This is a genomic window from Escherichia marmotae, from assembly GCF_002900365.1.
GTDB classification, from domain to species: domain Bacteria; phylum Pseudomonadota; class Gammaproteobacteria; order Enterobacterales; family Enterobacteriaceae; genus Escherichia; species Escherichia marmotae.
In genome coordinates, this window is record NZ_CP025979.1 from 730,138 (window position 1) to 743,399 (window position 13,262).

14 protein-coding genes and 2 pseudogenes are annotated in these 13,262 nt (G+C 50.2%); 5 read left to right on the top strand and 11 right to left on the bottom strand.

The annotated features are described in order from the left end of the window. Positions 1–186 precede the first annotated feature (186 nt). Complete coding sequence (locus C1192_RS03925; protein WP_000493961.1) at positions 187–813, top strand: riboflavin synthase; 627 nt, start codon at positions 187–189, stop codon at positions 811–813. A 59-nt stretch (positions 814–872) separates the two neighbouring features. On the opposite strand, the gene cfa is transcribed toward C1192_RS03925, so the two are convergent. Further along, positions 873–2,021 (bottom strand): cyclopropane fatty acyl phospholipid synthase, encoded by a 1,149-nt coding sequence (cfa, locus tag C1192_RS03930; RefSeq protein WP_000098885.1) that lies wholly within the window; start codon positions 2,019–2,021, stop codon positions 873–875. 290 nt (positions 2,022–2,311) lie between these two features. Beyond that, positions 2,312–3,523 carry a purine nucleoside transporter PunC gene (gene punC, locus C1192_RS03935; protein WP_038354309.1) on the bottom strand — a complete coding sequence of 404 codons (1,212 nt, stop codon included), beginning with the start codon at positions 3,521–3,523 and terminating at the stop codon, positions 2,312–2,314. 112 nt (positions 3,524–3,635) lie between these two features. On the opposite strand from punC, the gene punR reads away from it, so the two are divergent. Continuing rightward, on the top strand, positions 3,636–4,568 hold the full coding sequence (punR, locus tag C1192_RS03940) for a DNA-binding transcriptional activator PunR (RefSeq protein ID WP_000269487.1): 933 nt from the start codon (positions 3,636–3,638) through the stop codon (positions 4,566–4,568). On the opposite strand, the gene purR is transcribed toward punR, so the two are convergent. After that, entirely contained in the window at positions 4,565–5,590 is a 1,026-nt protein-coding gene (purR, locus tag C1192_RS03945; protein ID WP_000190977.1) for an HTH-type transcriptional repressor PurR, read from the bottom strand. The two genes, punR and purR, sit on opposite strands and share 4 nt — an antisense overlap. 298 nt (positions 5,591–5,888) lie before the next feature. Between purR and cydH the strand changes: the two genes are divergently transcribed. Both cydH and C1192_RS03960 read left to right on the top strand, forming a co-directional pair. Next, positions 5,889–5,978: a cytochrome bd-I accessory subunit CydH gene (cydH, locus tag C1192_RS03955; RefSeq protein WP_052462981.1), complete on the top strand. Its 90-nt coding sequence runs from the start codon at positions 5,889–5,891 to the stop codon at positions 5,976–5,978. A gap of 165 nt (positions 5,979–6,143) precedes the next feature. Beyond that, positions 6,144–7,313 carry an MFS transporter gene (locus tag C1192_RS03960; RefSeq protein WP_000701022.1) on the top strand — a complete coding sequence of 390 codons (1,170 nt, stop codon included), beginning with the start codon at positions 6,144–6,146 and terminating at the stop codon, positions 7,311–7,313. Between the two features lie 146 nt (positions 7,314–7,459). On the opposite strand, the gene sodB is transcribed toward C1192_RS03960, so the two are convergent. Together sodB and mepH are read right to left on the bottom strand one after the other, a co-directional pair. Beyond that, on the bottom strand, positions 7,460–8,041 hold the full coding sequence (sodB, locus tag C1192_RS03965; protein ID WP_000007276.1) for a superoxide dismutase [Fe]: 582 nt from the start codon (positions 8,039–8,041) through the stop codon (positions 7,460–7,462). A gap of 127 nt (positions 8,042–8,168) precedes the next feature. Further along, positions 8,169–8,996, bottom strand: coding sequence for a peptidoglycan DD-endopeptidase MepH (gene mepH / locus C1192_RS03970; protein WP_038354310.1), 828 nt, complete (start codon positions 8,994–8,996; stop codon positions 8,169–8,171). 334 nt (positions 8,997–9,330) lie between these two features. Between mepH and grxD the strand changes: the two genes are divergently transcribed. Further along, the gene (gene grxD / locus C1192_RS03975; RefSeq protein ID WP_000108172.1) at positions 9,331–9,678 is read left to right on the top strand and encodes a monothiol glutaredoxin 4; all 348 of its coding nucleotides are present in this window, start codon (positions 9,331–9,333) and stop codon (positions 9,676–9,678) included. Positions 9,679–9,726: 48 nt separating this feature from the next. Here grxD and C1192_RS03980 read toward each other — a convergent pair. From C1192_RS03980 to nemR, 6 genes and pseudogenes are all read right to left on the bottom strand, one after another. Further along, positions 9,727–9,990 (bottom strand): annotated as a pseudogene (locus tag C1192_RS03980) (ATP-dependent helicase); the annotation flags it as partial. Positions 9,991–10,029: 39 nt separating this feature from the next. Then, positions 10,030–10,110: pseudogene (locus C1192_RS26020) on the bottom strand (hypothetical protein); the annotation flags it as partial. Positions 10,111–10,193: 83 nt separating this feature from the next. Next, entirely contained in the window at positions 10,194–10,841 is a 648-nt protein-coding gene (rnt, locus tag C1192_RS03985; protein WP_001282288.1) for a ribonuclease T, read from the bottom strand. Positions 10,842–10,943: 102 nt separating this feature from the next. Next, positions 10,944–11,351 carry a lactoylglutathione lyase gene (gloA, locus tag C1192_RS03990; RefSeq protein ID WP_001237802.1) on the bottom strand — a complete coding sequence of 136 codons (408 nt, stop codon included), beginning with the start codon at positions 11,349–11,351 and terminating at the stop codon, positions 10,944–10,946. Positions 11,352–11,431: 80 nt separating this feature from the next. Then, positions 11,432–12,529: an N-ethylmaleimide reductase gene (gene nemA, locus C1192_RS03995; RefSeq protein ID WP_000093624.1), complete on the bottom strand. Its 1,098-nt coding sequence runs from the start codon at positions 12,527–12,529 to the stop codon at positions 11,432–11,434. 41 nt (positions 12,530–12,570) lie between these two features. After that, positions 12,571–13,170 carry a DNA-binding transcriptional regulator NemR gene (nemR, locus tag C1192_RS04000; RefSeq protein WP_001032896.1) on the bottom strand — a complete coding sequence of 200 codons (600 nt, stop codon included), beginning with the start codon at positions 13,168–13,170 and terminating at the stop codon, positions 12,571–12,573. Positions 13,171–13,262 lie beyond the last annotated feature (92 nt).

The following is a 13,262-nucleotide window of genomic DNA, read 5'->3' on the forward strand; positions in this document are numbered from 1 at the left end:
AGAGACTAAAAAGCCGCCTGAATGGGCAGCAAAAAGAAGAAGCAGGGGAAATTCAGTCTATTGTAGCGAGGATTTATTAATTCTCCAGTGAAAAAATAACCATTCAGCCCCCTTTACTGGCAAGGGTGTTTCCCACCTGCTATTGTGCTGAACAGAATGCCTTAACTGATTTCAGGAGTTGTAAGTATGTTTACGGGGATAGTGCAGGGCACTGCAAAACTGGTGTCGATTGACGAGAAACCAAATTTTCGTACTCATGTGGTTGAGTTACCTGACTACATGCTTGATGGTCTGGAGACCGGTGCGTCTGTAGCACACAACGGTTGTTGCCTGACCGTGACGGAAATCAACGGTAACCATATCAGTTTTGACCTGATGAAAGAGACGTTACGCATTACCAATCTTGGCGATTTACAGGTTGGGGATTGGGTAAATGTAGAACGTGCGGCGAAATTCAGTGATGAAATTGGTGGGCATTTAATGTCGGGTCATATTATGACCACCGCCGAAGTCGCGAAAATATTAACCTCTGAAAATAATCGCCAGATCTGGTTTAAAGTGCAGGATAGTCAGTTGATGAAATATATCCTGTATAAAGGATTTATCGGAATCGACGGTATTAGCCTGACCGTAGGCGAAGTAACGTCGACCCGTTTCTGTGTGCATTTAATTCCGGAAACGCTGGAACGTACCACCCTCGGTAAGAAAAAACTCGGCGCGCGTGTCAATATCGAAATCGATCCACAAACTCAGGCAGTGGTAGATACAGTAGAACGTGTGCTGGCAATGCGTGAGCAGGCCTTGAATCAATAAGATACTGAAGCCTGATTTGAAATGACATCGCCCCCAAAACGGGGGCGATAGAATGACATTTAGCGTGCAACCCGAAGACCGCTTTCGATCCCACGTGAGAACACCACTTGCCAGAGCTGAATATCGCGGGCGCGGAAAGCACCAGCGCAAGCATTCAGATAATAGGTAAACATCCGTTTAAAGCGCTCACTGTAGTTATCAGCAATTTCTGGCCATGCGGCGAGGAATCGCTCATACCAGGCCATTAACGTGGTGTCGTAATCGGCACCAAAGTTATGCCAGTCTTCCATCACGAAATGTGGTTCGCTGGAGCGAGCAATTTGCCGAACAGAGGGCAGACAACCGTTCGGAAAAATATATTTATTTATCCACGGGTCAACATTCAGGTCGGTTTTTTTCGAGCCGATAGTATGCAACAGGAAAATACCTTCCGGTTTCAGATTACGATCCACCACTTCGAAATAGGTATCGTAATTTTTCGGCCCGACATGTTCGAACATTCCAACCGAAACAATACGGTCAAACTGGTCGTTCAGGTCCCGGTAATCTTGCAGCAAGATGGTGACATCCAGACCTGCGCAGCGCTCCTGAGCCATTTTTTGCTGTTCGGCAGAAATCGTGACACCCACCACACTTACGTCATAATTAGACGCCATGTAATGTGCCAGACCGCCCCAACCACAGCCAATATCCAGTACGCGCATACCCGGTTTTAACTGCAATTTTTCACAGATCATTTTGAGCTTCGCTTGCTGGGCTGATTCCAGATTATCGGCATCTTTCCAGTAAGCGCAGGAGTATTGCATGAAGGGATCAAGCATGCGGCTAAACAAGTCATTACCGAGATCGTAATGCTCTTTGCCAACTATCCAGGCACGTTTTTTACTTTGTAGATTGAAAAGGCGTGCACCAGCAATGCGCAGTGTGTCTTTGAAATGATGGGGGAGTTGGTTTTCGAGACCTGCGCGCAAGACCTTGCTAAAAAACATATCCAGTCGGTCACATTCCCACCAACCATCCATATAACTTTCGCCTAACCCTAACGATCCTTCTTGCAGGACGCGTTTAAAAAAATCGGGGTTTTTAACACGAATATCTGCCGGAGCAGGGCCATTAATAGCAATGCCAGCACGGCTAAGTAATTCGTTGGCGATACGATACCAGTTGTCATCCGGTACACTGACTTCTTCTATACACGATGAACTCATAGTTTCTCCATCACTGGTCGGTGATCAGAACCTTAAAACAGCGTAGACGCTTTTTGGGCTTTGTGAGAAATCTCGCAGAAAAAACCGCGAGTCTATAATCCGACGTAGAACAGAGGGAAAGGAGGAACCCTTGCCGAAATGACCATCCATAGTAAACCGGGAACACTCCTGTCCCCGTAGAAACATAATATTTATCGTAATCTTAACAACTGAAAATTAGTATAGGCCGCTAATTTCAATCATACAACAAAATTTTGTTAGCGGCCTAAGTATAAAGATATCGATATATATCAATGCGATTCACTATGAGCGACTTCGGCATTGCTTTGATTCTGGCAGTCTCGTTCTTTACAACGTTGCATCATGTAACCCAGAGCGGCCAGCACCACAGTTGATAACATCACGCTAGTGGTGGTGAACAGAGGTGTGCTAACGCTGATAAGCCAGGAAACCACCAGGCTTGCGAGGAAGCACAGTCCCAGTTGCAGAGTGTTCTGCAAGGCTGCGGCGCGTCCGGTTGCATGTGGGAAGGGCCGCAACGCCTGTGCGACAACAATCGGGTAGATTGCGCCGTTGGCAATCGCCATCACACAGAATGGGACCAGAATTTCGACCAGTGAAACATGGCTAATGAATCCTGCCGCCCAGGTTGCCACGACGCTGATAGCAAACAGCATCAGTAGCCACGGCAACAACTGCTTACCTTGCCATTTCTGCAACGCGGCGCGACAGCCATAACCACCAATCAGAAACGCAATAGTTTGCGGGACATAACTTAAACCAATGACGGCCGGGCTGTAACCCATTTCGCTAAGGATGAACGGAGAACCGGTCAGCCAGGCAAAGAAACTGGCTGAACAGGCAGCATAAATCAGTACGTTTCCGCGATAGATTTTTGAACGCAGCAGATCGGTAAAGGTCAGACCATCCTGGCTATCATTACGTGTTTTAGTCGTGGGTTTAAGCCAGAAAATGGGCAGAATCAGTACTACGGTAATGGCAAACAGGGTGGCGAAAATCGCCTGCCAGGAAAAATGGACCAGCAGCCAGCTACCTAAAAGAGGAGCAAGCGCCGGAGACAGCCCCACTAACGGCATGATAGTGGCGAAAATACGATTCACTTTTTGTGAAGGGTAGTAGTCCGTCACCAACGCCTGCCAGATAACTGCCGCGGCGCAGACCCCCACAGCTTGCACGAACCGCAATACCAGCAGAGTGACGGCGTTTTCCACCCATAACATCCCCAGACTACCCAGAGCAAAAATTGTCAGGCCGATCAATAACACCGGTTTACGACCATATCGGTCGGAGAGCGGCCCCCACAAGAGCTGGGCTGCGGCAAAACCGGCAAGGAACAGACTAAGGCTGGCACTGACAGCAGACGCAGGCGTTTGCAGATCGGCCTGAATGGCGGCGAAAGCAGGCAGATACATATCGGTTGCCAGAAAACCGAGTACGCTCAAACCCGCCAGCCAGACTAAAAATCTTTTCCCAGGTTGCATGTATATTCTCTAAATCTCTCAATTAAACACCGTCGCAAAGTGTAGGGAGTGAAATTCGTGTTGTGAAACGGTAATATTTGATGACTGGTTTCAAAAATTTTGCAGGCAAACTATGTGGTCTGAGTATTCTCTCGAAGTGGTTGATGCGGTGGCGCGTAATGGTAGTTTTAGCGCCGCGGCCCAGGAGTTGCATCGCGTTCCTTCTGCGGTCAGCTATACCGTTCGTCAGTTGGAAGAGTGGCTGGCAGTGCCGCTTTTTGAAAGGCGTCATCGTGACGTGGAACTGACCGCTGCCGGGGCGTGGTTTCTCAAAGAAGGGCGTTCTGTTGTCAAAAAAATGCAGATCACTCGCCAGCAATGTCAGCAGATAGCGAACGGTTGGCGCGGTCAGTTAGCCATCGCGGTAGATAATATTGTCAGGCCAGAACGCACGCGGCAGATGATTGTTGATTTCTATCGCCATTTTGATGACGTCGAACTTCTGGTTTTTCAGGAGGTGTTTAACGGTGTCTGGGATGCGCTTTCCGACGGACGTGTGGAACTGGCGATTGGTGCGACACGGGCGATTCCGGTAGGTGGGCGTTACGCCTTCCGTGATATGGGAATGTTGAGCTGGAGTTGTGTTGTTGCCCGCCACCATCCGCTTGCGTCGATGAATGGGCCGTTCAGCGATGATACGTTGCGCAACTGGCCGTCACTGGTGCGCGAAGACACGTCACGGACGCTGCCCAAACGTATTACCTGGCTGCTCGATAACCAAAAGCGCCTGGTTGTCCCGGACTGGGAATCATCGGCAACCTGTATCTCGGCCGGGTTATGCATTGGCATGGTGCCGACCCATTTCGCTAAACCGTGGCTGAACGAGGGGAAGTGGGTAGCATTAGAACTGGAAAATCCATTCCCTGATTCGGCATGTTGTCTGACCTGGCAGCAGAATGATATGTCGCCTGCGTTAACCTGGCTGCTGGAGTATCTCGGTGATAGCGAGACGCTGAATAAGGAATGGCTGCGGGAGCCGGAAGAGACTCCCGCAACGGATGATTAACGACGATAGTCGCGGAACGGACCGTCAGCCACGGAGCGGCGTTCAATAAGCCGCGGATGAACTTCAATTGACTGCGGTTCTTCGCGTTTGTTGACGATACGATCCAACAGCATGTTGAACGCCGTTTCGCCCAGCGAATCTTTTGGCTGATGGATAGTCGTCAGCGCCGGAGTAAAATAACGGGCGTTGCGCACGTTATCATAACCGATCAGCGAAATATCTTGCGGTACGCGCAGACCCATTTCATCAGCGGCGCAAAGTGCGCCCATAGCCATGATATCGCCGCCACAGAAGACAGCAGTAGGGCGGTGCGGTTGCGACAGGATTTGCTGCATGGCGCGATAACCCGATTCAGGCTCAAAGTCACCCTGCACAATCCAGTTTTCCGGCACCTTGATCATGGCTTCTTCCATCGCTTTCATAAAACCCGCCAGACGGCCAGCGCCGGTGTTGCGCTCCAGCGGACCAGGAATAACGCCAATTTCGCGATGACCGCGTTCAATCAGATAGCGCCCGGCCATGTAGCCGCCTTCAAAAGCGTTATCGATAACTGCATCGGTAAAGTCCGCTTTTGCTTCGCCCCAGTCCATCACCACCATCGGGATATGGCGATACTCTTCCAGCATCGCCAGCAATGGTTCCGGATACTCAGAACACATGACCAGCAGGCCATCGACGCGTTTTTGCGCCATCATCGACAGATAGGCCCGCTGTTTCTCAAGATTGTTCCACGCATTGCCCAGAATCAGTGTGTAGCCTTTCTGGAAGCAATTTTTTTCTACCGCTTCAATGATCTCGGCAAAATAGGCCGCTTCGCTGCTGGTCGCCAGCAAACCGATAGACTTGGTGTGGTTAACCTTCAGGCTACGCGCCACCGCGCTAGGAGAGTAGTGTAATTCTTTAATCGCTGCCCACACAGCGTTACGAGTCTCTTCCGCGACAAAACGCGTTTTGTTTATAACGTGTGACACAGTTGTAGTGGAAACGTTTGCTCGTTTCGCTACATCTTTTATTGTTGCCATTCCATTTCACTCCAGACCCTAACTTCAGCTCCTGCAAAATCGCAAGGTAAACGTTTGCCTTTACACACCTTACGCACAACGAAAGTGTTGCGGTACGCCGGAAAAATGACACGGAGCGTCAGGAAGGGGTCAATGGCCAGTACGCAAATAGTGTAAGCGTGGAATTTTGGCCGATCTTGATGAAAAGGGGAAGTAGTAAAAACACTTATCATTATAAATGCCGGGAGATTTTTTCATCACACTGTGTAAAAATGAGTAATATCATTTTTTGTGTGGTAATAAAAAAGGAGAAAACTTGATGAGCATCGACCTTAAATTTTCATTGGTAACAACCATTATCGTTCTTGGTTTGATCGTGGCAGTGGGTTTGACTGCCGCGCTGCACTGATTTCCCCTCGAGGGAGCGCGTTCTCCCTCGCATCTCTCTCCTCTTTGTTAGCAAAATGGCAAAAGTGTTTTCTCTTTTTGTTATTTTCATTCTTTTGTGATTGATGTCATGCTTTCGCCACTTTGATGAACATCGCGTGATGACGCGAAGAGGTGGAGATTAGGCATGAAAATTAACTATCCGTTGCTGGCGCTGGCGATTGGCGCGTTTGGTATCGGGACAACGGAGTTCTCGCCAATGGGCCTGTTGCCCGTCATTGCGCGCGGTGTGGATGTCTCGATCCCTGCTGCCGGAATGTTAATCAGTGCCTATGCGGTTGGTGTGATGGTTGGCGCGCCGCTGATGACATTATTACTTTCTCATCGTGCCCGCCGCAGCGCGCTGATTTTCCTGATGGCGATTTTTACCCTTGGTAATGTACTTTCTGCCATTGCCCCGGATTACATGACACTGCTGCTTTCACGTATTTTGACCAGTCTGAATCACGGTGCATTTTTTGGCCTGGGGTCAGTTGTGGCCGCAAGCGTTGTGCCAAAACATAAACAGGCCAGCGCAGTTGCGACCATGTTTATGGGCTTAACTTTGGCGAATATCGGCGGTGTTCCGGCGGCGACCTGGTTGGGTGAAACTATTGGCTGGCGAATGTCGTTCCTGGCAACGGCGGGGTTGGGCGTGATTTCGATGATTAGCCTGTACTTCTCTTTACCGAAAGGTGGCGCAGGGGCGCGACCAGAAGTGAAAAAAGAGCTGGCGGTGCTGCTGCGTCCGCAGGTGTTATCGGCTTTACTGACGACGGTGTTGGGGGCTGGCGCAATGTTTACGCTCTACACTTATATTTCTCCGGTGCTGCAAAGTATCACCCACGCGACGCCGGTGTTTGTTACAGCCATGCTGGTGCTGATTGGTGTCGGATTCTCTATCGGTAACTATCTCGGCGGTAAACTGGCAGATCGTTCGGTCAACGGCACGCTGAAGGGATTTTTGTTGCTGCTGATGGTGATTATGCTGGCAATCCCGTTCCTGGCCCGTAATGAGTTCGGTGCGGCAATCAGCATGGTAGTGTGGGGCGCGGCAACCTTTGCGGTCGTACCGCCCTTGCAGATGCGAGTGATGCGAGTCGCCAGCGAAGCACCGGGTCTGTCATCATCGGTGAATATTGGTGCCTTTAACCTTGGAAATGCATTGGGAGCGGCTGCTGGTGGTGCGGTGATTTCCGGTGGTCTGGGGTACAGTTTTGTGCCGGTGATGGGGGCGATTGTCGCGGGACTGGCATTATTGTTGGTGTTTATGTCAGCCAGAAAACAACCTGAAGCAGTTTGCGTTGCCAACAGCTAATAAAACAAAAACGCAGAAGGATAACCTTCTGCGTTACAGTTTGCAGGCAAAGTGCGATTTATCTTGCCAGATGTGGTGTTAACGCCTCATCCGCGTAGGTCTGATAAGCGTAACGCATCAGGCAATGTTGCATTTGCCATCAGTTATTATGCAGCGAGATTTTTCGCCACGAACTCCCAGTTCACCAGCGCCCAGAAGTGTTCCAGGTAGCCAGGACGCGCATTGCGATAGTCGATGTAGTAAGCGTGTTCCCAGACATCAACGGTCAGCAGCGGGGTCGCATCGGTGGTCAGCGGAGTACCGGCATTAGAAGTAGAAACGATAGCCAGTTTGCCATCGCTGTTTTTCACCAGCCAGGTCCAGCCAGAACCAAAGTTTTTGATCGCAGCATCAGTAAACTGCGCTTTAAAATCGGCAAAGCTACCAAAAGAAGCGGCGATAGCGTCAGCCAGTTCACCAGTCGGTTCGCCACCGGCGTTCGGTGCCAGGCAGTTCCAGTAGAAAGTATGGTTCCAGACCTGAGCAGCGTTGTTGAATACGCCACCTTCAGAGCTACGAATAATCTCTTCCAGTGATTTACCTTCAAACGCAGTACCTTTGATCAGGTTGTTCAGGTTAGTGACATAAGTTTGATGATGTTTGCCGTAGTGATACTCGATAGTTTCCGCAGAAATGTGCGGTGCCAGAGCATCTTTAGCATATGGTAGTGCAGGTAATTCAAATGACATTGCTACTCTCCTTTATTATTAATTGGCATACGTACAATAGCCTTATTGTGCGTGAGGATAGGGTAGCAAAATAAAAGGTGAGACAAAAGATGAACTTACCCTGTTGCTGTAACAACAGGGTAAAGTTTTAGCGAAGTGTTTTTGGGGTCATTACCCGACGAGCACCTACATAGTGGCGCTGCCAGTAATCTTCGCTTAAAGAAGTGATTTTAATTTCCTGTCCACTGCGCGGAGACTGAATAAATTTGCCGTTGCCAACATACACGCCAACGTGATCGGCGGTTCCGCGACCCTGAGTGCGGAAGAAGACCAGGTCGCCATTTTTCAATTCACTGCGATCGATCGGTGCGGCGTCACGCAGGTGATACATTTCGTTAGCTGTACGTGGAATACGGATCTTCACCAGATCTTTATAGGCGTAATAAACCAGCCCGCTACAATCGAAACCGGTACGCGGTGAGCTGCCGCCCCAGCGATATGGCTTGCCAATTTGTTGCATCAGTTTATTCATTGCCACGGTAGTGGCTTTCTGTACTTTGGCTTTATGTGCGTCAGCGAGGGTTCCTGGTGCGGCATTTTTAACTTTCACGCAATGTGTTTTATAACCCTTACGTTTAGTGCACTTTTCCGTAAAGCTGGCTGCCGCTGTTTTATTCACAACTTGTTTGCTGCGGTTTTTGGCGTTTTTAGAAGCGGTAATGGAGGATTTTTTTACGGAAGAAGCAGTTCTACTTTTAGTGGTACTTTTACTGGCGGCTTTTTTCGCTGTTTTCTGGCTGGCTTTATTGGTCTTTTTGGTGGTTGCCGTGCTTTTCTTTTTATCTGCTTTTTTGGTGATGTGAGTAGTAGCAGAACTCTCCCTGGCTTGCTTTGAAGCATGGGCCATAGGCGTTAAAGGCAGGGTGGTAAAAAGTAAAGCACAGAGCGTGATCGAAATACGGTTTATCCGCGCCACTGAGCGTCCCTCTGTTAAGGCAGGTCTATCATGCCTGCGTCTGATTTACAAAACTTGATGATTCTAATGCATAGAAGAAGAGAAAGTTAATAGCTTTTATTGTTAAAAAATATATTTCGTCGGTGAGCGTAAAAAAATGCAGCAGTGAAAGCTGGAAATGGTCATAAATACGCCAGTTTGCAGCGCAACAGCGAAGAAACGAATATTTGAAATGCAACAAATAGAGCAAAGGGATAAAATAGCAAAAGCGTGATGAAAATGTTATTTTCCGTTGCCGCACTGACCCGCTACAATGTCAGATTACTGCCGTAAAGAAGTTTGAGGAAGCAAGACAATGAGCACCACTATCGAAAAAATCCAACGCCAGATTGCTGAAAATCCGATCCTGCTGTACATGAAAGGTTCACCGAAACTGCCAAGCTGCGGTTTTTCTGCCCAGGCAGTTCAGGCGCTTGCCGCATGTGGCGAACGTTTTGCCTACGTTGATATCCTGCAGAATCCGGACATTCGCGCGGAACTGCCGAAATACGCTAACTGGCCGACTTTCCCACAGTTGTGGGTGGACGGCGAGCTGGTAGGTGGCTGTGATATCGTGATCGAAATGTATCAGCGTGGCGAACTGCAGCAGCTAATCAAAGAAACCGCCGCTAAATACAAGTCTGAAGAGCCGGACGCGGAATAATCCGTCCCGCAATACTGACGGAGGCTAACGGGCATCCGTCAGTGTTTTTTATCCCCAATCCAGCCCTTGTGGCGAACTGGAAAATTCCGCCTCACGCAGCAGCGTAAACATCGGCGTTTGCCGTTCCGGTTGATCATTCACTTCTGTCAATGTAAAGCGTAGCCGTGGTTCGCGGCGTAGTGCGGTTGCCAGTGCGTGGAATACTTCTGGGGGGAGCAGTTCATCTTTTTCTTGCCATACCAGCATCTTCTTGCCGCCTTGTGCCAGGTAGAGCAACAATTTTCCGCCAGCAATGACTACCAGCGCCCCCGCCCACGGTTCATGCACTCGTCGCCCATAAGGGGAGTGTAAAATAATACGCCAGTCGCCAATTTCATCGTGACAGCGTTCGAGAACCAGGTGGCGACTTCCCGGAACAACAATTAACGCTATTCCCCGTGAATATCATGCATGATTCGTGGAATAGCCTCACTATAGATGCCTGAGTCATTACATGTCATCAGGCATCGATTCGATTACACCTCTTCAGCGGCAGGGAGCGGCCAGCCGCCCAGTCGTTTCCAGCGGTTGACGATTTCACAAAACAGCACGGCGGTGCGTTCAGTGTCGTACAGCGCGGAATGCGCCTGGGTGCTGTCAAAATCCATGCCAGCGGTCTGGCAGGCTTTTGATAATACGGTTTGTCCGAGAGCCAGCCCGGCCAGTGCCGCGGTGTCGAAAGTGACAAAAGGGTGGAACGGGTTACGTTTCAGTGAGGCGCGTTCTGCGGCAGCCATCATAAAACTGTGGTCGAAATTGGCATTGTGCGCCACCATAATGGCGCGGTTACAGCCGCTCGCTTTAATGCCTTTACGGACAACTTTGAAAATCTCATGCAACGCCTCATATTCGCTGACTGCACCGCGATCGGGATCGTTCGGGTCAATACCATTGAAGGCGAGGGCTTCTGGTTGCAAATTAGCGCCGACAAACGGCTCGACGTGAAAATGTAATGTGGTGTCCGGCATCAGCCAGCCTTGTTCATCCATTTTCAGGGTGATGGCGGCGATCTCAAGCAGTGCATCGGTTTTGGCGTTAAATCCGGCGGTTTCGACATCGATCACAACAGGATAAAAACCACGAAAACGGTCGCACAGACCGGTAAGTTGAGCGTTATCGGACATCTGATTCTCTTAATACGGAAAAATTGCAGCGTGCATTATGACAAATATTACCCGCTGATGCAGTAAAGATGCGGGCGCGATGAGTTCACGCCCGGCAGGAGATTAGTTGCCCAGACCGCGACCGGCGTCTTTCTCTTCAATCAATTCAATTTTGTAACCGTCTGGATCTTCCACAAAAGCGATAACCGTAGTACCGCCTTTTACCGGACCCGCTTCACGGGTAACGTTACCGCCGTTCTGACGGATTTTTTCGCAAGCTTCTGCGGCGTTATCGACGCTAAGGGCGATGTGACCATAAGCGGTGCCAAGTTCGTATTTATCCACGCCCCAGTTATAGGTCAGTTCAATTACCGCTTCTTCTGTTTCCGGGCCGTAGCCAACAAACGCCAGCGAGTATTTGTATTCCGGATTTTCGCTGGTACGCAGCAGTTTCATGCCCAGCACGTTGGTATAAAAATCGATGGAGCGTTGCAGATCGCCAACGCGCAGCATGGTGTGAAGAAGACGCATCTTTATATCCTCAAAATGGCTAACAGATTCAAAATGTTGTTTTAGTATAGCGGCGGTTTTGCGCCGCTCGCAATGTTGGATTACAGCGTAGGGTAGTCGGTATAACCTTCCGCACCGCCGCCGTAAAAACTTTCGGCACGCTGTGGGTTAAGCTCAGCTTTGCGCTGCAATCGAGCGACCAGATCCGGGTTTGCAATCCAGTCACGACCAAACGCCACCGCATCAATTAACCCTTTGCCGATCAGCGTTTCTGCTTTTTCTACCGTATATGCACCAGCCCCGATAATCGGGCCGTGGAAACGGGCGCGTACTTTTTCGCGGAACGCCTCGGTATATGGTTTGCCGCCTGCCCAGTCTGGTTCGGACATATGCAGATAAGCAATGCCGCGTTTACCCAGTTGTTCAATCAGATACAGCGCATCGGCTTCTTCATTCGGGCCGTTATCGGTGTTCTGGAAAGTACCAATTGGCGAAACGCGAATACCAATGCGATCGGCACCCCATTCTTTAATCCCGGCATCAACAACTTCCAGCACCAGACGAGCGCGATTTTCCACGCTGCCGCCGTACTGATCGGTACGATGGTTGGAGGATGGAGAGAGGAACTGATGCAGTAAATAACCGTGAGCGGAGTGGAGTTCCACCAGATCAAAACCGGCTTCACGGGCGTTGGCGATAGCCTGGCGGAAATCGTTGACAATACCCGGGATTTCTTCCAGCTCCAGCGCACGCGGCATGGTGGTTTCGACGCGGATCGCCTGACCATTTTCATCGCGCAGAGAAGTTCGTGTACCCGCACTAAGTGCAGAAGGCGCTACCGGTGCCTGGCCACCAGGTTGCAGGCTGGCGTGAGAAATGCGCCCCGTGTGCCAAAGTTGCACGGCGATATGACCATTTTCAGCATGAACACCGGCGGTAATTTTTTTCCACGCGGCGATTTGCTCCGGACTATGAATGCCTGGCGCGCCCGCATACCCTTTTGCCTGGGCGGAAACCTGGGTGGCTTCGCTAATGATCAAACCTGCACTGGCGCGTTGGCGATAATATTCCGCCATCAACGGAGTAGGGATATCACCCGGTTCAATGCTACGCAGGCGCGTCAGAGGAGCCATAAAGATACGGTTTGCCGCCGTGATTGCGCCCACTTTCAGTGGGGAATACAGTTTTTCAGATGACATAAAGACTCCCGGTCGTCTGGTGATAAAATAAAAAATGCCTGCTAAACGGCAGGCGTCGCAATAATGGTTTTGACATGTGTTAGCGCGTTTTCCAGAGGCCCGGAGCTGCGCGAAATTTTGGCTTGCAGATTGGCCCCCAACCACAGCGCATAGAGAACTTGCGCCTGTTGCAGCGGTTCTCCGCAAAAGGTTAAACAGTGGCTATCGCGGCCATTTTCCAGCGCCTGGGCGAGCAGAGCGATTACCTGGCGCGCACCTTTATCCATCGCGCTGCGCATATCTTCTGACAGGTCGCACACTTCAGCAGAAAGTTTTACTGTCAGACAGCCGCTGATCGTCCCATGCTGGCAGAACTGGTTCAGCGTTTGCTGGTAATAGGCCAGAATACGGTCGCGGTAATTTCCCTCGCCAGATTGCAGCAACTCCGTCAGTCGTTGGTGGTATGCCGCGTAATGGCGTTCAAGCATGGCAACACCAAACGCCTCTTTAGAACGAAAGTAGTGGTAGAAAGACCCTTTTGGCACTTCGGCGGTCTTCAGTAATTCGCTTAACCCCATTCCGGTAAACCCACGCTGCAGGCAGAGTTGCTCTCCGGTTGCCAGGAGGTGTTCGCGAGTATCGTGTTCAGGATGTTTGTTCATGCGCTTGAGTGTAGTAGACCGGTCGGTCTAGTGCAAGCAAAGTTGCTACTTTGGGCATTAACAGCTTCAATAGTGGTAATAATCTTATATAA